The 21,222-nt window shown below is 36.9% G+C and carries 14 protein-coding genes; 1 reads left to right on the forward strand and 13 read right to left on the reverse strand.

The annotated features are described in order from the left end of the window. Positions 1–8 precede the first annotated feature (8 nt). The gene (locus GJV85_RS07365) at positions 9–797 is read right to left on the reverse strand and encodes a transglutaminase-like domain-containing protein (protein WP_207560747.1); all 789 of its coding nucleotides are present in this window, start codon (positions 795–797) and stop codon (positions 9–11) included. Positions 798–974: 177 nt separating this feature from the next. On the opposite strand from GJV85_RS07365, the gene GJV85_RS07370 reads away from it, so the two are divergent. After that, a complete protein-coding gene (locus GJV85_RS07370; RefSeq protein WP_207560748.1) occupies positions 975–1,775 on the forward strand; it encodes an SHOCT domain-containing protein in 801 nt (266 codons plus the stop codon). A gap of 21 nt (positions 1,776–1,796) precedes the next feature. On the opposite strand, the gene glk is transcribed toward GJV85_RS07370, so the two are convergent. The 12 genes from glk to GJV85_RS07430 are packed head-to-tail and all read right to left on the reverse strand — an operon-like array spanning position 1,797 to position 21,221. Beyond that, a complete protein-coding gene (gene glk, locus GJV85_RS07375) occupies positions 1,797–2,789 on the reverse strand; it encodes a glucokinase (protein ID WP_207560749.1) in 993 nt (330 codons plus the stop codon). A gap of 20 nt (positions 2,790–2,809) precedes the next feature. Continuing rightward, on the reverse strand, positions 2,810–6,007 hold the full coding sequence (locus GJV85_RS07380) for a phosphorylase b kinase regulatory subunit alpha/beta (RefSeq protein ID WP_207560750.1): 3,198 nt from the start codon (positions 6,005–6,007) through the stop codon (positions 2,810–2,812). Positions 6,008–6,023: 16 nt separating this feature from the next. Then, positions 6,024–7,232 (reverse strand): phosphoglycerate kinase, encoded by a 1,209-nt coding sequence (locus GJV85_RS07385; protein ID WP_207560751.1) that lies wholly within the window; start codon positions 7,230–7,232, stop codon positions 6,024–6,026. A gap of 12 nt (positions 7,233–7,244) precedes the next feature. Continuing rightward, on the reverse strand, positions 7,245–8,888 hold the full coding sequence (gene glgP, locus GJV85_RS07390) for an alpha-glucan family phosphorylase (RefSeq protein WP_207560752.1): 1,644 nt from the start codon (positions 8,886–8,888) through the stop codon (positions 7,245–7,247). 18 nt (positions 8,889–8,906) lie between these two features. Next, positions 8,907–10,169: a glucose-6-phosphate isomerase gene (locus GJV85_RS07395; protein WP_207560753.1), complete on the reverse strand. Its 1,263-nt coding sequence runs from the start codon at positions 10,167–10,169 to the stop codon at positions 8,907–8,909. Beyond that, entirely contained in the window at positions 10,169–11,164 is a 996-nt protein-coding gene (gap, locus tag GJV85_RS07400) for a type I glyceraldehyde-3-phosphate dehydrogenase (RefSeq protein ID WP_207560754.1), read from the reverse strand. The genes GJV85_RS07395 and gap overlap by 1 nt, the downstream gene beginning before the upstream one ends. A gap of 57 nt (positions 11,165–11,221) precedes the next feature. Continuing rightward, positions 11,222–13,150 (reverse strand): 1,4-alpha-glucan branching protein GlgB, encoded by a 1,929-nt coding sequence (gene glgB, locus GJV85_RS07405; RefSeq protein WP_207560755.1) that lies wholly within the window; start codon positions 13,148–13,150, stop codon positions 11,222–11,224. Between the two features lie 8 nt (positions 13,151–13,158). Next, positions 13,159–14,646 carry a glycogen synthase GlgA gene (glgA, locus tag GJV85_RS07410; protein ID WP_207560756.1) on the reverse strand — a complete coding sequence of 496 codons (1,488 nt, stop codon included), beginning with the start codon at positions 14,644–14,646 and terminating at the stop codon, positions 13,159–13,161. Beyond that, entirely contained in the window at positions 14,643–16,079 is a 1,437-nt protein-coding gene (locus tag GJV85_RS07415) for a glycogen synthase (RefSeq protein ID WP_207560757.1), read from the reverse strand. The genes glgA and GJV85_RS07415 overlap by 4 nt, the downstream gene beginning before the upstream one ends. Next, the gene (locus tag GJV85_RS07420) at positions 16,072–17,100 is read right to left on the reverse strand and encodes a galactose-1-phosphate uridylyltransferase (RefSeq protein WP_207560758.1); all 1,029 of its coding nucleotides are present in this window, start codon (positions 17,098–17,100) and stop codon (positions 16,072–16,074) included. Before GJV85_RS07420 ends, GJV85_RS07415 begins: the two co-directional genes overlap by 8 nt. Then, entirely contained in the window at positions 17,093–19,135 is a 2,043-nt protein-coding gene (locus GJV85_RS07425; RefSeq protein ID WP_207560759.1) for an alpha-amylase/4-alpha-glucanotransferase domain-containing protein, read from the reverse strand. Before GJV85_RS07425 ends, GJV85_RS07420 begins: the two co-directional genes overlap by 8 nt. Positions 19,136–19,187: 52 nt before the next feature. Further along, a complete protein-coding gene (locus GJV85_RS07430) occupies positions 19,188–21,221 on the reverse strand; it encodes a glycoside hydrolase family 57 protein (protein WP_207560760.1) in 2,034 nt (677 codons plus the stop codon). Between the last annotated feature and the right edge of the window lies 1 nt (position 21,222).

The following is a 21,222-nucleotide window of genomic DNA, read 5'->3' on the forward strand; positions in this document are numbered from 1 at the left end:
TTTATCCTCTATGCTTTAATTTCTTCTACGTGAACATGTTGCGTTGCAGGATGTAAGCTAGGCCCAAACTGATTATAAATAGCTACATCCGCTGCGTCGCGACCATATCCTATAGCTACATATCCACCTTTCATTTGTGCTTGAGTGGCATCAAATGTGTACCAACGATTTCCTACATATGCTTCAAACCAAGCATGTAAATCCATGGGTTCTAATCCATGCAGGTATCCAACTACCATACGAGTGGGTATACTAAGGCTACGACACATGGCAATTGCGAGATGAGAAAAATCTCTACATACTCCATATTTTCTCTCTTTAACTTCTATTGCTGAAACAAGAGTATCACTAATATTAGGCTCAAAACTAATTGTATTTCTCATCCAATTTACTATTGCTAAGACTTGATTGTATCCCAAAAGTTCACCACTTGTAATTTCTGCAGCCATTTGAGAAAATCTATCAGATTCGCAGTATCTACTTGGCAGTAAATATATTAGTACCTCTTCTGGTAGATTTTGTATAGCAACAAATTCAGCGCCTGGATACTCATCTACATAATCAGACGTAATAACTTTTGTAGAGGTATAAATTGCAAATTTACCTGGCGGGGCGACAAGTCTCTGACATAAGTTTCCATAAATATCAGTAAATTCAGTTACTGAAGTAGTTGGAAAGATCTCATAAGTTTGAGAAGATATCCATTGATTTGCGCCACTTTGTGGGCGTAACATTAATACAAAGGGAGTAGGTTCTGTGATATCAAATGTAAAATCACAACTTGTTTGTAATAGCATCTCTTTAATCCTTGAAAGATTGAGTCAAATTACTTTATCGATAGGAGTATATTTTATACCTATTAAGCTTAATATGTACTATGATATTACTCATTGTACTTTAATTAATAAGTTTAGTTAATATATAACTCCTAAAAAATGCTATAATCACATTAATATAAAAGTGAGGTTCCCATCATGCAAAAGCTTACATCAGAAGGTCAAAATTTAGTAAACGATCTCTCCAATAGATATAATTTAAGTCCAAACGCCATCATCTATATGATAGGTGCTGTAAATAATGGCGGTGGGACTATGGCTCAGTTTAGTTCCCCTGAACTTGGTGGTTCGGGTCAGTGGATGAAAGGTGGTATGACTATGGTTGGCGATATGTTCAACAATGGCCTTAAAAACACTGTAGATAACTTGTGTACTGAAATCTCAAATGCTCTGCTTAATATGCAAATTTTTCCACAAGCACCTGCAGGAACAAGAGAGAGTAATCAATGGTGGCCGACTAATCTAGGCCTAGGCTCTCCATTTAGTAGTGGTGGCCAAAATAACATACGCTATGCAGTATTTCCAAATAGACTCGCCGTTGAAGTAAATGGGAATGTTAGCGTTTATGATACACTAGATAATAATATAGGTGGAGTTTCACAACAACAAGGTGGAGACACATCCCTAACTTTCAGTAGTCAATATGGAACTATATCAGTTTCCACACTGCCTATTATCTATGGTCAGGGTAATATTCCTCCAGTAGCTCAGAATAATTTTGCATCGCCTACTGAGAATAACTTTTCACAAACTCCTCAAAACAATGCTACAAATCAAACGCCAATTACTACAAAACAGCCTGAGGCTAATATAAAACCAAATGTATCATCAGACACAATAATAGAACTAATAGAAAAATTATCTAGTCTGTATGATGCTGGTGCACTTACAAGTGATGAATTTAACACTAAAAAAACTGAACTTCTTAGTCGTCTTTAAATTATCATTATGCGTTTAGGATTAATTTTCTAGAAATCTATCCATCGCAAAATGAGCCGCACCTAGAAGTGCGGTTTCTTGATTTAAAGAGATTTTAATAGCCATGCTTCGTAACATCTCTTCAAAACGCCCTTTACTAACAAAAGCATTTAAAAAACTCTCATGTTTAAGTATAGGTAATATCTTGGGTGCGATACCCCCACCAATATAGACACCTCCAAGAGACATACTTTTTAAAGCAAGGTTTCCAGCTTCAGCTCCATATATCTCACTAAAAAGAAGTAGTGTTTCTACACATAATGGATCATTATCTTCTAATGCACATTCACTTATCATCGCACTTTTATCTCTACCCTCTTCTATATTTAGCATTTTAGCTGGCTGCGGTGCATATCCACTCTCTAGTAAGAACTCATAAAGAGCAAAAATACCAGCTCCTGAGAGTATTCGCTCATAGCTCACATGTTTTGGATAATGATTTCTCAGCCATTTTAAAAGCTCATCTTGTTGCTCTGTTAAGGGAGCAAAGTCAGTATGTCCACCTTCAGATCCAATAGGGTGGTATTTATTACCATTAAAATAGAGTATCGCTTCTCCTAGTCCCGTTCCTGCTGCTATAACGCAACGATTAGCATTTACTACGCTACCCTCAGGGTTTAAATCAACAAACTCATCATCTTTAAGATACAACATACCATATGCTGTCGCTTCTACATCATTAAGTAAGTTTACATTTTGCGTTTTAAGATGATTTTGAAGCTCTAAAGTTTTTATATCCCAGGGTAAATTAGTAGTTTTACAACGACCGTCTATTACTGGACCAGCGACGCCAAAACAAGCTGATTTAATAAGAGGCATTGAATTTTCTTTCATAAAAACGCTAATTATTTCAATAAATGTCGAATAATCTTTGCTAGAGTATTGAGATTGAGCCTGTAATTCTAAAACGCCATCAATAACTTTATATATTCCCAGGTTAGTTTTTGTACCACCGATATCACCTGCTATTATCATATTTTGCCTTCTATATATTTTTATTGTATATGCTCATTTTCAAGCTTATCAGGTGTGAGTAGATGCATAAAAGCGTCGATAAACGCTTTATCTGTCTCTTGTGGAGAGTACATATACATTGCTTCCCAAGCTTGTCCTCTTTGTTCATCATAATTATCCGAGGTATTATATTTTTTCCAAGATATTCTCACAGCATGACCAATTAATACATCCAATACTAAGTCATCTTCTACAAATAGTTGTGGACTTTGACTAAAAAGTCTTGCAAGACTCTCTATTGCTTCTATATTTAATTGACGATAGTCTGGAGCAGGAATACTTTGAAGTAGTCCATCTATTCTTAATTCAAAACTACGTTCACCAATAGTTGATTCAAGAGTCAACTCTGAGCCTATGCGATTTTGAATACTATACTTATCACCAATTACTAATCCATTACATTTTTGAAGTAGGCTCCAGACATCTTCATAAAAGCTTGAGGGCAAACCACCTATAATGCCTTTATTTTGTCTCCAGTGTGCCCAATCTTTTGTCGTAGAGTTCTCTTCAATAGAGGATGGTAGTTTAGTGGACTCTAAAGTTGATATTCCTGAGACATGTAAATTTTCAAGCTCATGCAACTCATTTATTTCTCGGCTAAATGATTGAATAATGGTACGAAGATTATCATAAATATCATGTGGAGCTAAACCTAGTAAATATTCGTAAGCATCACCAAATGAGAGACTCTTTAAACGGCTAATTTGTCCAACTAAAAGTTGTACAAATGACCAAGTACGAAGTGTTATCATATTTTCAAAGAGTTTTGGCTCTGTACGTATTAAATGCCCTAGATGTAAAATAATTTCTTGTGTTAAAACACTCTCAGCAGGATTGTTACCACAGAACTCTTTAATTATTTTCAGGATTGCTAGACTCTCATGTGGTTTGCTAAAAGTCGCTTTTTCACTATAAGCGCGTCCAACGGCAAGGCGTTTATGTCGTATGATAATATCAAGTAGTACATCTTCAAGTCTATCATCATATATTTGTGTTATTTCTGCTATTCGCCTTACAACTGCCCAATTGTGATGTAGAGTAGCAGATTCGTATAACTCTTGCGCTACGACTGATAATTGTCTCTCTTGGTTATCAAATATAAATTTAAAATCTTTTCCATGTCTTTTATTTAAAATAGAAAGTGCATATACTTGTATACGACAATCCTCTTTATCAAGCAAAGATATTATTAAAGAGGAGTCATCTTCACTATTAAGTTTTTTAAACACTTCCATAATGGATGAATCGTAAGTTTTACTTAGGGGTGATAGCATCTCATTTGATTGGCTATTTGCTACAAGTTCAAGAGTATTTAATTTAAAATCATGAATATAATCAATTCTTTCAATAGCTGCTTTATCTAATAATTCTCTTAATGGTTTTATTTCTACTTCTCCTACTCTACATCTATTATTTCGAATATTATCCAAGAGTTCAAATAGAACTTTTTTTCCACTACCAAGAAGCATATCTTCTCGAACTAAAAATGGAATGATAGGTTTTTTTGTCTGATCCCATTGATCAAGAAGAAACTTTAATGATGATCTAAAGTGCTCAACAAGTAGTTTATTGTCATAACTAAAATAAAATCCCTTTGGATTAAAATAGTAAGGTAAAAAGAGAACTTGCTCTCCTCCAAGTAGGTGTATTTGAGATGTTGTAATCGTTCGCGTTACTAGATTTGGTCTCCCGCTTAATCCTAGTTTTTTATTTTTACCTAAAAATGTATGTACCTCAGAGAGTTCAGAGGCATAAAGCACCTTTACTGGTTGAATCTCTTGAAGTGTTTCAGATTTAAAGCCCTCTTCTTCTAGTTGCTTTTTGATAATCTCATTTTCTGCAAGTATAAATACCAATGGCTCTGCACCTAGTTCATGTCCTATGCGTTTACGACGGTTTAAAGGATCAATATCTTCAGGCGATAAAACGCCATCCATTATCATTTCACTAAGCATATAGAGACTTTGCGCCCAGACTAAGGGTAGGTTCTCATTCGGAACGCGCAGTTGACTTTTTGGCTCTTGCTTCTCAGCCTCAATACTCTCTTTTGGCACAATATATAGCTCAGGGAGCAGCATTTGCCCCTCTTCTTCGACAAAAAGTGGTTCTAGTTTTTGTTGCCATTTTTGAATCTCATCACTATCATTATGCATTAAAGCATCAAGAAGAAGGTAGGTAAAAAATAGTGGCCATTCAGACTCTATATCTTCAAACTCACGTAGTTCTGAGGGCTCATAATGTAGTCTTGAAGCATCCTCTATACTACTTTGATGCCCATCAAGTAAGAAACGCTTACACCCATAATTACCAGCTAGTTTTGTGATAATCTTTTCACGGGTGAGTTCCACTAACTCTTTATCTTCTATCGCATATCCAGGATAACCGATAATACTAAGCAGAGCGGCATCAGTCTCTTTTGAATTTGACTCGCGTGGTAAGAGTCCATAAAGAGTAGAACGCGACCGTGCGATATCACTTGCTATTACATGTATAACCGCTTCATTGCTATTAACATCACCAAATAGATTAAATCCATTTATCGCTTCTAATGCCGCTTTTGCCATACCTACTGAGCTTCCATTTATCTCAGTAGTTCCATGGTTAATCTTGTTTCCTCTTTCCCAAATACCATAATCTGGCGTACAGTATGTACGACTAATATAATGCACCATATTTTGTATAAAATTCACTTCATCAATAGTATAGATAATCTGAAGTCCTGAAGCTGTCATCTGGGAGAGCATAAGTAAGTATAAAGAGCTCGCATCAAGTTGTAAGTGTCCCCACTCATCATCTCCTACTACAGCTAAACCTGTAGTAGTTCCATACTTTGCATGTAGAGCATCTGTAGGATTAAGGGTATGTTTAAACTTTTCAATACGATCAGATTGTCGCATCATGGCACTAAGGAGTCCTCTCATTAACTTAACCACACTTTGGCTTAGAGTGTAACTCCTCTCATGCTTAGCGTCATATTTTTTATAAGAAAGAGCAAGTCCCCATACACTCAAAATACTATAAACATTATCTCTCACCCATGCATCAGTATAATCTCCATGTGCGTTAACCGCTGTACTAGCAGGAAGAAGTCCGGTAATGGGATCTTGACGTAACAGTATTATCTTCTCTATAGAGCAGAAATGTTTATCAAGGATAGAAAGTTGTTTATCTGAGTTCATATTTCAACACTTTACTCTAGCGTCTCTGGAGACATTCAAATCCAGGTAAAATCTTACCTTCTAAGAGTTCTAAGCTTGCTCCTCCACCAGTAGATATAAAGCTAAAGTTATCTTTTTCACCTGCCTTTTCTACAGCATCAGCAGTGTCTCCACCCCCAACAATAGTATAAGCATAGCAGTCACCTATGGCGCTTGCAAGCTTATAAGTTCCTTTTGAAAATCTTTCTATTTCATAAATTCCCATTGGGCCGTTCCATATTATTGTGTTAGAAAGCTCTATAGCTTCAGAAAAAAGCTTCAGTGTAGCAGGTCCAATATCAACTGCATGAAAACCCTCTAAAACATCTTGAGATGGCACAACTCTTACATCCACAGGATGCTCAATTGAGTCTGTTATTACAGCATCAACAGGGAGGTAGACCTTAACGCCATTTACTTTTGCATCTTCTAGCACTTTTTTTGCAGTTTTAACAAACTCCTCTTCAAAGAGTGAAGCTTGCATATCATAACCTTGTGCACTAAGAAAAGTATTACTCATAGCGCCACCTATGATTAACTTATCTATTTTTGGCATTACAGAGCTTAAAAGGGTAATCTTCGATGATATCTTCGCACCTCCAACAACTAAAGCGATGGGTCGTATAGGTTTTTCAAGTGCCTTATTAAAAGCGGCTATCTCTTTCATCATTAAAAAACCTGCAACGCTATTCTCAACATATTTAGCTATTCCATATGTAGATGCATGCTTTCTATGCGACGTTCCAAAAGCATCATTTACATAAACGTCACATATATCAGCAAGTTTTTTTGAGAGTTCAGCATCATTCTTCTTCTCTCCATCGTGAAAACGTATATTTTCAAGTAAAAAGACGCGTTCAAGCGAACAAGTAGATATCTCTGCTTTAGAAGCTTCAAAGTCATCAATAAACTCTACTTTTTTTTCTAATAAACGCTCGAGTCTTTTTTGAATGTGTCTTAGTGTAAAAGAGTCTTCGTATCCATTTTTTGGATTACCAAGGTGTGATACAAGAGTAATAGAGCATGCGTTATGGTCTATACAATAATTAATCGTTGGTAAGGCTTCTTTAATACGACGATCATCTGAAATATTAAAATGATTATCCATAGGAACATTAAAATCCACACGAATCAATACCCTTTTACCTGTAACATCTATCTCTTTAAGACTTTTAACGCCACTCATATATGCAATATTACTTGTCATTTTATATCCTATTTAGATGTCATACATTTTGACATAATACTCATGAGCCATACGCCCTGAGTCAAAGGCAGGAATAACGTCTTCCATAGCTTTTTTCATCATCTGCGTCCACTGCTCGGGTCTTTGATAATATCTAGGAATTATCTCATTTTCAAGCATATCCATTAAATTCTTATTATCTTCATAGTCTTGCTCTTCGGGTGGTTTGTTGTGATCAATCGGCGGAATGGTAAAAGAGTTACAACCATCTTTAGAAAACTCAGGGTGCCAACCATCATTTGTAGAGAGATGAATAGAGCCATTCATACTTGCTGTCATTCCACTTGTACCGCTTGCTTCTCTAGATACGCGAGGAGTATTTAACCATAAATCACTCCCTTTTTTCAAAACGCCAGAGAGCTCAAGCTCATAACCAATCAAAACAGCCATATTTTTCATATCTTTACTGATATGAATCAACTCGTTAAAAGTATTAACTGCATTTGTATCAAAAGGGTAAGGTTTACCTGCCCAAATAATCTGAACAGGATATTTTTCACTCTCTAACATCGCTTTAAAACGCAGTAAATCTTGCTTGATAAGCCCTGGTCGTTTATACTCTGCAAAACGTCTTGCCCAGACTATAGTAAGTATGTCTGGATTAAACATTTTTCCAGTCTGATCAGCTACCTCATCAAATAAGATGCGTTTGAGATGTTTTTTACGTGATATGAGAGCATAGTCTTCATGTTCATCCAAGGCTCCAAGCATTCCCTTATCTGTCCAAAAACGTCTATTTTGTGCATTTGTTATATAAGTGATTTCTGAACGCCCCTCACACTCTTTCCACATACGGTTAGCCACTTCTCCATGAAACTTAGAAACGGCATTTGTCATTTTAACCGCTCTTAAAGCACCTACAGTAAGATTAAAAGTGTCTGTCTTTTTCATCAAACTTATTTCACGAACTTTTTCAAGACTCAGACCATTAAAAAAACCAAACTTATGTAGTAAGTTAATGTTATGCTCTTCATTTCCAGCCGCTTCAGGAGTGTGTGTTGTAAAGACAACCTTTTTTTTAACTTCTTGCATATCTTTTAGCTCAGAGTATAACTCATATACTAAAGGTACAGCATGCCCTTCATTCATATGATATATATCCACTTGGTGTTGTAAGGATTTTAAAACTTTTACTCCACCAATCCCTAAAACAATCTCTTGTGATATACGTGTCTCTGTATTCATGTCATAAAGTTTATGGGTAATGGTTCTTGCAAGAAAGTCATTTTCAGGTATATCCGTAGTAAGCAGTATCAAAGGTGCAGAATTAAAAACGCCAGCAGCTAAATAGAAGGCCTTTACATGTACGTCTTGGGAGTGAATGTTAACAGTAGCCTGTATACCAAGATCTTCAAGAAAATAGTAATGTTTTCTTATAAAGTCAGCTTGTAGGCTACCATTCTCATTACGTCCTTGATCATAGTATCCATAACTCCATAAGATACCAATTCCTACTACATTTTGTTTAAGGTCATAAGCACTACGCATATGTGAGCCTGAGAGAAACCCAAGTCCACCTGAATATATTTTCAGTGCTTGATGTATAGCAAATTCCATGGAGAAGTAAGCAACACTTGTCTTATACTTTGAATCGAATTGATAATCATGTAATACCATTAGTAACCTTTAATTGGTTTATTTTCCAAATTTTTTATATAAAATATCTTTACCTAACTCAACTCCAGGTTGATCGTACGTATTTACATGTAACATAGCTCCAACCAAAGAAGTTAGTAGTTCATAATATATTATCATTGTACCAATATTACCCTCACATATTCTTTGAAAAACGATACTATCTACGGATACACCACTTTGAATGAGACTTTCGCGCGTTGCGTCACACTGTGCATTTATAAGAGTATTAAAACTATTACTATTTACAAAATTAGTTTTTTCTATATGTTTTAGTGTCACATCGGGTATGCTCAAGTCATTTTCAAAATCTTCTATACTTACAAAAGTAACTGTCTTATCTTTTGGACCTTCTATTAAGAGTTGTAAAAATGAGTGTTGATCTATGGAGCCAATTAATCCAATTGGCGTCAATCCAACATTTTTCTCCTGTGTATTTATCTTACCTAAGGATTCTCCCCATAGCTGTACATACCACTTACAGAGATTTTCAAGGTCATTTGCATAAGCAAAGAGTACGTTTATACTCTGCATAGGACTATGTTCATAAAAGTGACAAGCCTTCTCTAAAATATGATCCTCTTCATGATTAAAAAAGCGGGTTAAAAAGCCTTCAGCACTATCTAAAAGTGTTTTTGTATCATAACCTGCTAGAGTTAAGGGAACTATACCTACAGCACTTAAAACTGAAAAGCGTCCACCTACGTTATCAGAGATATTAAACTGTTTTACTCCATAGTGCTTAGCAAACAGTGATAAGGATGAACCCTTATCCGTTATGACGATAACTCTTTGAGAATCAACAGATTCAAGTTCCAAGTCAAAGTAAGAGATTATGGTCTTAAAGATAGATGTAGTCTCTATGGTTGAGCCGGACTTGGATATAACTATAAATAGCGTATTTTCCTTTCTAAGCTTTGCCATAGTTCTTGAGATATCAATAGGGTCTGAATTTTCAAAAAAATGTAATCTACGCGTATTTAGATTTTTTGATAGCATAAGAGAGTTAACTGCTTTAATACCTAGTGATGAACCACCAATACCAATGACAGCAATATCTTTTATCTGCCCTGAATTTAACAGTATGTTTCCCTGTATTAACTCTTGTACCTCATCTAAAAGAGCATGTGAGTCATGAGGAAGGTTATAGTAACCAACCTCCCCACTCTTATACTCCTCTGATATACTTGCAAAAGCATCATCCATCATATTTTGATGTGCAGCAGTGTTCTCAAAACTAAAGTCACGACTGAAATGTAGCATTACTTGTTACCTATAAAAGCACACATATCAACTAAACGCGAGCTATATCCCCATTCATTATCATACCAAGCTAAAACCTTAACTGTTTTACCATCTACGACGCTAGTCATATCTGGAATGTAAGTTGAACTGTAAGTTGAGCCTATGAAGTCACTCGATACGCGTTTATCGGTATCAACTTCTATTAGACCTTTAAACTCACCCTCTGAAGCCTCGACAAATGCAGCGTTAATCTCTTCAACACTAACGTTTTTTTTCAGGTTAACAGTCAAATCAACTACAGAGACATCTGGTGTGGGAACACGCATAGCATATCCGTTTAGTTTTCCTTTTAAAGAGGGCATAACAAGGGCAATAGCTTTTGCCGCACCTGTGGTTGTAGGTATCATATTTACTGCTGCCGCACGAGCACGGCGTTTATCAGAGCTATGTTTAACGTCTAGTATATTTTGATCATTTGTATAGGAGTGAATAGTAGTCATCAGACCATTTTCAATTCCAAAACTATCATCGAGAACCTTACAAATTGGAGCAAGACAATTTGTAGTACAGCTTGCATTAGAGATTATTGCTTCGCCTTTATACTCATCTGTATTAATGTTTAACACATAAGTCGGCGTATCGTCTTTTGCCGGAGCCGACATTACAACTTTTTTAACGCCATTTTTCAAGTATGCTTGTGCTTTTTCCGTTGTTAAAAAAACACCTGTACACTCAATAACTAACTCTGCACCAGCTGAACCAAAGTCAAGTTCATTGAGATCACGAGTGCTAAACATCTTTACTGTTTTTCCACCGAGTAAAATAGTGCTATCATCTATAACCTTAGCATCTATTCCACGATGTATGCTATCATATTTGAATAGATACTCGAGCATATCAGGCTTAGCGGTTGTATTAATCGCCACTAACTCTACATCATCGCGTTGCATAATAATCTTTGCGACTATCATTCCTATTCTACCAGTTCCGTTTATTGCTACTTTTAGAGACATATGAATCCTTTAACACTATTATATTAGAAAATGAAAATAAAATAATCAATTTTATGTTTATTTTTTAATCACTCGTTTGAGGTATATTACACCTAAAGGAGGAAGTGTTAAACTTAAAGAGTACTCCCTTCCATGCATTTGCTCTTTTTTTGCAGTTATAGGGCCCGTGTTACCTATATTCCAACCCTCATAATAAGTTGACTGTGAGTTAAATATCTCTTCATACTCACCCTCAAATGGCACGCCAACCTTATAAGAGTCTCGCGTTTCATCTGCAAGGTTGCATAAGATATAGACTGTTTCATCTGCATCATCAGACTTGCGCATAAAACTGATACAGTTATGCTGGTAGTCCCCATCATCTATCCATTCAAAACCAATCTTTTTTTCATCATACAGATATAAGGCTCTCTCTCTACGATATATCATATTCAAATCACTTACCATCTTTTGTAGTTTAGAGTGTAGAGGATTTTCAAGCAAATGCCAATCAAGACTCTTCTCAAAGTTCCACTCTGAAAACTGAGCAATATCTCCACCCATAAAAAGTAGTTTTTTACCAGGGTGTGCCATCATATAAGCATACATTGCGCGTAAGTTTGCAAATTTTTGATTATTGTCTCCGGGCATTTTATTTATGAGTGAGCCTTTCATGTGCACAACCTCATCATGACTCAGAGGTAGCATAAAGTGCTCATCAAACGCATACCAAAGACTAAAGGTGAGTTGATGATGGTGGTGTTGTCTATGAATCGGATCATAACTCATATATTTTAATGAATCATGCATCCATCCCATATTCCATTTAAAGCCAAAACCTAAACCGCCTATGCTTGTCGGCCTTGTTACCATTGGCCAAGCAGTAGACTCTTCTGCAATCATCATGATGTCTGAGAACTCTGAATATACGCTCTCATTTAACTTTCTCAAAAACGACACTGCTTCTAAGTTTTCATTTCCACCATGCTCATTTGGAATCCACTCCCCCTCTTCTCTAGCATAGTTAAGATAGAGCATAGAGGCAACTGCATCTACACGAATGCCATCAATATGATACTTATCAAGCCAAAACATCGCTGATGAGATAAGAAAAGATTTGACTTCGTTACGGCCATAGTTAAATATAATACTACCCCATTCAGGATGATATCCTTGTCTTGGGTCCTCATGCTCATATAGAGCCGTTCCATCAAAGTTAATCAGTCCATGCATATCAACGGCAAAGTGAGAAGGTACCCAATCCATAATTACTCCAATACCATTGTTATGGAGTGTATCGATTAAATACATAAGATCTTCAGGCTCTCCAAAGCGTGCAGTTGCAGAAAAGTAACCAACAACCTGATAGCCCCATGAACCAAAGTAAGGGTATTCAGTTAAAGGCATAAACTCAACATGAGTATAGTTCATCTGCTTCAAGTACTTCAATAGCTCCACACTAAGTTCTCTATAACTTAGATAACGATTTTCCTCTTCTACTTTACGCATCCATGAACCAAGGTGCATCTCATAGACTGATACTGGTGCGTCATGAGCATTATGCTTAAAACGCTCCTTCATCCAAGCCTTATCATTCCACTCATAACTCTCAAGGCTCCATACGCGAGAAGCTGATTTTGAAGGTTTTTCACTGTAAAAAGCAAATGGATCACTCTTCTCATGTACGATATTATGAAATTTTGAAACAATGTGGTACTTGTATGTTAAGCCCTCTTCAACACCTTCTATAAAGCCTTCCCAAATACCAGAGTCATCTTCACGAAGTTTAAGAGGGTGAGTATCTTCTACATAGTCATTAAAATCACCTCGAACACTAACATTTTGTGCATTTGGTGCCCATACACTAAAGTGTACACCACTTTTGCCATTATGCGTCATCATATGAGAGCCAAATTTCTCATAAAGTTTTGTATGGCTACCCTGTTTAAAAAGATAAATATCTAACTCAGTTAAAGTAGATAAGTCATAGTGGATAGAGTGTTTCATTATTTTTCCTATTGGGCAGCGCTATTGAGGCGGCCCTTTATTATATGAGAGTAAAGTTCTTCATAACCTTTAGCCGCTTCACTCCAGTCAAAACGTTTCTTCATAGCGTTACGTCTTAACTGATCAAAGCCTATCTCATCATTGTACCAGACATCTACCGCCCATTTCACTGTGCCATTTAAAGCCTCGGGTGTTGCATCATAAAACTTAAAACCCGTACCGCTCTTACTTTTGCTTTCATAGTTTTCAATAGTGTCATCTAACCCACCTGTTGCGCGTACTATTGGTAGGGTTCCATAACGCAGACTATATATCTGGTTGAGGCCACATGGCTCAAACAGTGAAGGCATTAAAAAGAGATCACTTCCAGCTTCTATTTTGTGTGCCAAATCATTTTGATACCCTATATAGCAAGCAAATTTCTGAGGATATTTCAAAGCAACATCAGCAAAGAAATGCTCAGCCCACTTCTCACCGGCACCTAAAAGTACTATTTGAATATCAAGCTCCATCAAGTTTGAAATTGCTCCAGCGAGTAGATCTATACCTTTTTGTTCTGCCAAACGTCCAACTAAACCGATTACTGGGACATCACTTCGAACAGGAAGCTTAAACTCTTTTTGCAAAGTTTTTTTACATTTAGCCTTGCCGGAAAGATCATCGATATCAAAGTTTGCTGGTATGAGTTTATCTACCGCCGGGCTCCACTCTTCATAATCAACACCATTTAAAATGCCATAAAGCTTATACGCTTTGTCATTTATCAAACCTTCTAGTCCCCATCCAAACTCAGATGTACGAATCTCCTCCGCATATTTTTTACTTACCGCGTTTATAGCGTCTGCATGAACTATTCCACCTTTAAGGAGGTTAATGCCATCATACTCTTCAAGCTCATTGGCGTTAAAATGCTCCCATCCTACCCCTAAGACATCCATTGCGCCTTTGTAAAACTTACCTTGATGCTGAAGGTTGTGAATGCTCAGTAGCGTCCCCGTATGTTCAAAGTCTGAATCATTTGAATAAGTTGTATTAAGCAAAATGGGAATAGCCGCAGTATGCCAATCATTTGCATGGATGACGTCAGGTTTAAAGCGGAGTTTTTTTGCTAGTTGCATCACTGCTTTTGAGAAGAAAATAAAACGATTATCATTATCTCCATACCCTTGTCCATCTTCATCATATAAACCTTTACGACCAAAGAACTCTTCATGCTCAATAAAATAGATAGGAATATCACTTCCTGGAAGAACTCCTTCAAAAACACCAGCCCAAACTTCACCCATACTTCCCATCGGCACGCCTAATGAGCCATCAAGTGTCTTAAGATTATATTTCTCTTTATCGACAATGTAATAACGCGGCATTACAATGCGTACGTCGTGTCCTAATTTACGAAGAGCTTTAGGTAGAGCACCAACAACGTCAGCTAGGCCACCACTCTTAGCAAAGGGAACAACTTCAGAAGCTGCAATTAATATATTTAGTTTATTCATAAGTTCTCTTTTTTAGATATTTTTTCATACAAGTTAAGATATGACATAGCACTCTCTTGCCAAGAAAAATCACAAGCCATATTATGCTTTGCTATTTTATTATAGATACTTTTATTTTCATATAGTTTCATAGCTTCATCGATGGCTTTAAGAAATGCGTCTACGCTAGGTTTATCAAAAGTTATACCAAATCCCTTGGCTTTTTTTGCATCAAAATCATTATAATCCTTAACGGTATCAGACAAACCACCAACACGATGTACTATAGGTACTTCGCCATATGCCATAGCAATAATTTGACTTAATCCACACGGTTCAAAGAGTGAAGGCATAAGTAAAAAGTCTGCACTAGCATACATACGGTGAGAGAGAGACTCATCATAAGCAAAACTCAAGTGTACATTAGAGTTCTCCTTTGCTATCTCTCTAAGAGCCATATGATACTTCTCTTCTCCATCACCTAAAATTGCGATATTACACTCATATGAAGCGATTATAGGGAGAGCTTCAATGAGTAAGTCCATTCCTTTTTGCCAAGCAAAACGGCCAATAAAAACAAATAGGGGTTTTCTTACGCCTTTAAGCTTCGTCGCCTTAATATAAGCACTCTTATTTGTCGCTTTGGCTTTTAAATCACTATATGGTTTTTCAAGTCTTTTATCTTTTGAGGGAGAAAAATGTTCTGTATCTATGCCATTAATAATACCGACAAGTTTTTCTTGATGATGGCTCAAAAAACCCTCTAATCCGCACCCAAACTCTGGAGTAAGTATCTCTTTTGCATAGGATGGACTCACAGTAGTAACCATATCTGCATCTGCAATTGCCGCTTTGATGAAGTTTACTCGTCCATAAAACTCTAAGCACTCCATAGTGAAGTATTTTGAATCAATGCCTAGAGTTTGTAAAACTTCATAATCAAACACGCCTTGGTAAGAGAGGTTATGAATGGTAAAAAGCGTCTTTGTATTTATACTCTTATCTTCTTTTATCAGCAAAGGCACTAATCCACACTGCCAATCATTCAAATGGACAACATCATAGGAGTTTTCTTTTAATACTCTAATTATTACACGACTAAAAAGCGCAAAACGCAGAGCATTGTCTTCATAACCACTATCAGGAGGACCGTATAAAAAATCTCTATCGCACAAAAGCGATGAGTATATAAACCGATAGCTCATACCTTCAAAGAGGCACTTGTATAACTCTACAGGGTAGACTATGCCATTCATTGATATATTAAAACTTTCATTAGCAGGTACAATATTGTATGTTTTTCTATTAACAAAGCTATACAGAGGCATAATAACTTCAATATTACAATCTTTACTTAAAGCTCTAGGAAGGCTATGCGCTATATCTGCCAAACCACCGCTTTTTGCAAAAGGGTAGACCTCACTTGAGACAAAAAGTACAGAAGGCTTAAGCATCTTTTTCCTCTCTTAATAGTTTTGCGGCTAGTTCTGGCGTTACGGGATTTATAACTACTCCCGTACTCTGCTCAAAGCCGCCATATTTATATATCCGAGGCATGATACGAATGGAGAATCTGCAAGCCTCGTCCACAGATGAGAGTAACTCATGTTCTATGCTTCCTTCTTGTAAAGGTGGAGTTGATATGCAAAGGTTAAAATCAAAGGAGTCTAACTGAATCTTCATCTTTTTAAGTACCCCTAAGAGTAAAGGTGCCAACTCTTTGATACTCTCATCACTAATAGTATCTATCTGACCCAGAGCAGCTTTAGAACTAATCATTACCTCAAAAGGATAAGTACTAGCGTAAGGACAGTAAGCTGTAAAATCGCTAGAGTTAGCAATGATGCGCCGAGAATCCTCTTCTTCATGCATCAAGACCGACTCTACTAAAGAGTGCTCATTACTTTTATAGTACTCATAACTTCTAGCATAAGCCTCTTTTTGTATCTTAGGAATGATGGGTAATCCAATAACTTGAGTGTGCGAATGAGCTTGTGTTGATCCAGCTTGTGTTCCCTCATTTTTAAACAGAGATATGTACGCTATACGATGATCACGACGTAGGTCAGAAACGCGTTGACGCAAAGTTTGTAACCACTCCTCAACATTTTCTTGGCTCCACTGTACCATCGAAGTGTGATGCTTAGGGGTGTCGATGACAATTTCATGAGCACCAAAACCCTCCAAGTATTCAAACGGACCATAGTGGTGTTTGTATGGCATTTCAATCTGTACAGCCTTAAAAAGGTTAGGTACAACGCGAGTATGCCACCCCTCTTCATTGGCAAAAGTACCTTTGCCACGTATTGCAAATATTTCTGGCGGAGTCAACTTTTCATTTCCTTCGCAAAAAGGACAGTTTTTGTGTTCAATATTCACTTCATCACGCTTAACGCTATAGTCAGTTCTATGTAAGCGTTCTGGTGCAATAATGACATGAGTATCATGCAGTCTGTCGTATCTAATCTCAGACATCAAAAACCTCCAAAGAGCCCTTTAGGTCTAAAGAGTCACTAAATGGAATCACCATCGCAAAGCTAATACCCTGCACGCTTAAGTCAAAACCATGTTCACTCTGTGAAAGTGTCTTCAATTGAAAATAGTAAATATCGCAAATCTGCTCAAGCTTAATATAAATAGTTTGTTGAAGCAGAGCGTCATATATCTTAAGTTCATTTACGCCAGAAAGCTTTCCTTCATCTTCTAAAGCGACGTCGTTTATCATTATCGTTTCATAGCCTGCAAAGTGAAGATTATGCTCAAGTACGTACTTGAAACTCCCTTTAGCTTCAGTGGAGAGTTTTATCTCAAAGTCAAAGCCATTCTTTTTAGGAGTATATGTTTTTTCTAACGACGTCTTGTAGCTCTCGGGAAAGAACATTCCTCCGTCTCTAAAAAACTTGGCGCTTGTTTTTGTATATGAAACTTCAAAGGGCTGATTTGAGAAGTCTCCAAACTCACGAAAGTCGCAATAACGAAAGTTGTCGCCATTGAAGTTAGCATCACTTATATGGTCCACAAAAGAGTTTTTAAGATACCAGTCGTAAATTATTGCGTCTTTGAGTGTATCATTCACTTCCACATTGGCATGATGAATGGTATCGATTCCATCTTGAACTATAGGAGTCTCTTCATTTTGATTAGGTTCAAATATTTTCTGATGATACGCCTCTTTTCTACGAGTCAGAGTATTTTGCCAATTAAAACAGCCCTTACGCATATCAAACTCTACCAACTGGCCACCATGAGCCCCATCAAAACGGAAGATATAACTTGGAGTAACCATCTTTATCTTATCATGTCCATCAAGCTCATTTTGATCACATGCTAAAAGAGTTTTTTTACCATAACGCACATTTTCAGCTTCGATTATATAACGGTAGGCGTTATCTCTTAGATTTGGTAGATAGAGTCCGCCAAATACGCCATGCCAAAGTGAGTCGTTTGTCTGGGCCTTATATAACGCCATATCAAAAGAGGATTTTTTAACGCTCTTTCTAGCCTTTGAGAGTTCAAGAGTGCGTTTATGTATTCTGTTACTCTCTTCATACTTTACAAGAAAGTTTTTCCAGATGCCACCTTTTAAAAACTTAACACCCTCTCTCTCATAGCGCTTGCTACCCATCTCTTTTTTAAACGTCTCAAGTTTAAGAGTATCGTCGGCGCGAAGACTCCACTCTCCCATCTCATAATATGAAACATTAGGAAGATAAGCGATTCCTCGCGTTTTCTCCTGCTCGTAGTACTCGCTATAGAGCATAGTTTCTATACTATCATCCGCTATAACAGCTTTTACAAAACTCTCTAGCCAACCTTTTTCATATACCCATTCATGAGTTCCAGGCCACATACCGAACTTCTCCGCGTCGTCAAAAATAATAGCGGCAGAATTCTCTTCTCTTTTATAGGACTTTATAGCTTTAATCGCAGAATCAACACTTAAAAAAGGAATGGCGTAACGCAGCTTTTTACTGATTGGAAAAAGAGCTATCTCCTCTCCTCCCTCTTCACTCATATAGTAACCATCGAGTATCTCTTCATCAAATCCCGCACACTGAAAATGGTAATCATCCATCACCGTATACTTTATCCCCGCTTTTTTCAAATCGGGAATCAAAGAGGATTCCCAAACACGTTCTGTCAGCCAAAGTCCTTGTGGAGTCTGTTTAAACTCCGATTTTATACTTTTGTTGAGCATCTCTATCTGTGTTACACGATCTTTTGAAGGAATAACACTGAGTATTGGCTCATAATAACCCGCACTAAAAAACTCTATACTTCCTCTTTTAGCTAACGTCATAATCTGTTTATAGAGTTTTGGGTGTAACTCTTTTATCTGCTCCATTAGCCAGCCACTACAATGCACTGAAAAACGAAACTCTGGATACTTACTCATCACTTCAAAAAATGGACCGTAGCAAACTTCAACGCCATGCTTTATAACCCAGTCAAAATTATCAACTGGCTGATGCATATGAATTCCAAAAAGCAATTTTGTGTTATTAGACATATAAATTTCCTCTAAATATTTCTATAGATAATTTTTTAAATACTCTTCTCATCTAAACAAACCAATTCTCAGCATAAGACTCATCCAAGTCGATAAAAAGTGCTCCATAACCGGGCATAGTCTGTATGATATTATTTTCATTTAAAATCTCAAAACGCAGATGCACACTGCTCTGGTTTTTAAAGTGTTTTCGTGAAATTGCTAACTCTATACGTTCATCTATCGCCAACTTCACTTCCTTATCTTCATATACCCTATCCATATTAAAAAGAAGATGCTCACTCGTCTCTTCAAAAATAATCTCTAGCTGTAAGTGTGACATCTCTAGAGAAGACATATCACCTTCAAAAGCTAAGAATAGTGTCTCTTCATTATGTCCATAGTGTATCTTCTCTATTGGTCCGCGTACCCTATCCATAGTTGAGTAGAGTTTACTCTCGTTAACACATCCACTTCCAAGCCATTCAAAAAAAGAGCTATATTTCCCATCAATGAGAGGAGAGATAGACTTCTGTGGTTTTAGTAAAAAAGACTCACTGCTCTTATGCGATATAATTGGCTCAAAAAGATCCCTAGGAGCTTCTATTTTAAGTAAGCTGTAAATACTAATAAGATGGTTTCTAAAAAGGGTATCAAACTCTAGAGCAAACTCTGTAACATGGTCATCTCCATACCACCAGAACCAATCACTACACTCTGAAGCTAAGAAGTGAAACTGAATCTTTTGCGCAACTTCTGAAGATATATCTTTAGTATAATTATTTACGTCCCTTCGAGTCTGATAGATTAATTCCCAGGCACGATTTTTTTCACTATGTCCCGACCAAGTGTCAAAGTTACCGTGTATCCAACTTCCTGGAGAAAGTTTTTCAAGAGTAGCTTGATTTTTAAGTTTTGAGACTTCATCCATAGTAACCGTATTACACCATGGTGTAATTGAAAAACGATGGTAGAGTTCATTAAAAAAATCATATGCATTATTTTCAAAGAACTCCCAAGCATTTTCTCCATCTAAAATTACAAATAGTGTAGCGTTATCATTCTCTTTGGCAATTGGTTCAACCACTTGCATAAAATGCTCACTCGCATCATCTCCTGATTTAAAACGGTAGTTGAAACCTATAAGGTCACTAAGACCATGGTCTCTAAAACCTATTGTAACGCCATTGTAACTGTATGGTTTATAGAGACTCTTTCTATTTTCATCCTCTAAGGAACGAAATAGTATCGCCTCATCCGTAGCAATCCAACTAATTCCTCTCTCTTTGTATATCGCTACACTCTCTTCATCTACAGCACCCTCAGCAGGCCAAAAACCTGTTGGTTTTTTTCCAAAAGTCTCTTTATATAAAGCGATTGAACGTTCCACTTGCTCAATTGCATCTACTCTCATTGACATAGGGTTGTCTGGAAGAGTAGTATGCTCATTTGCCCTCTTTGCATTGTTCATATCAAGTAAAAGAGGCAAAATGGGGTGGTTATAAGGTGTAGTTGAGAGTGATATAACACCCTCCTCTTGTAGCTGTGCATAAAAGGGAAGGATAGTCTGCACAAAAGAAGATAAAATTTTTAGTAGATTAGTTTTATCTTCTTGTGTAAACCCTTTTTCTTTTGCAAAAAGCTCTTTAACTAGGGTATTTTCCTGACGCAGGTAGTTACCACACCATGCTAACATAAAAACCACTTCAAAATCGATAAGTTCCGCATCACTAAGTATCTCTTGATGATAAAGCATACTAAAGTGAGCAATGGGCCTGACCATAGTCTCATACTGAGTAGATTTACATGTCTTTATGAGCCAAGTTCTAGCGTTATCGTCAAGCTCTGATGGGTGCATATGCCACAGAGATAAAAAATAATCATTTTTCAAAGGCTCTTTGTAAAGATTTAACTGCTCAATAAGTGGAGCTGTTATGTTAAACGTTGCTTTTAATCCCTTGTGCCTACTAAGTAGCCAGGGCATCTCATAATAGTCTTTTATGGCATGTAGAAAAACCCAAGGCATACTCATCACTCCATCACTACCCCTATAGTCAGGCTGATGCATGTGCCAAAAAAAGCAGAGGTTAAGTGATGATTGTGACATA

The sequence above is a fragment of the Sulfurimonas aquatica genome, assembly GCF_017357825.1.
In the GTDB taxonomy this organism is placed as follows: domain Bacteria; phylum Campylobacterota; class Campylobacteria; order Campylobacterales; family Sulfurimonadaceae; genus Sulfurimonas; species Sulfurimonas aquatica.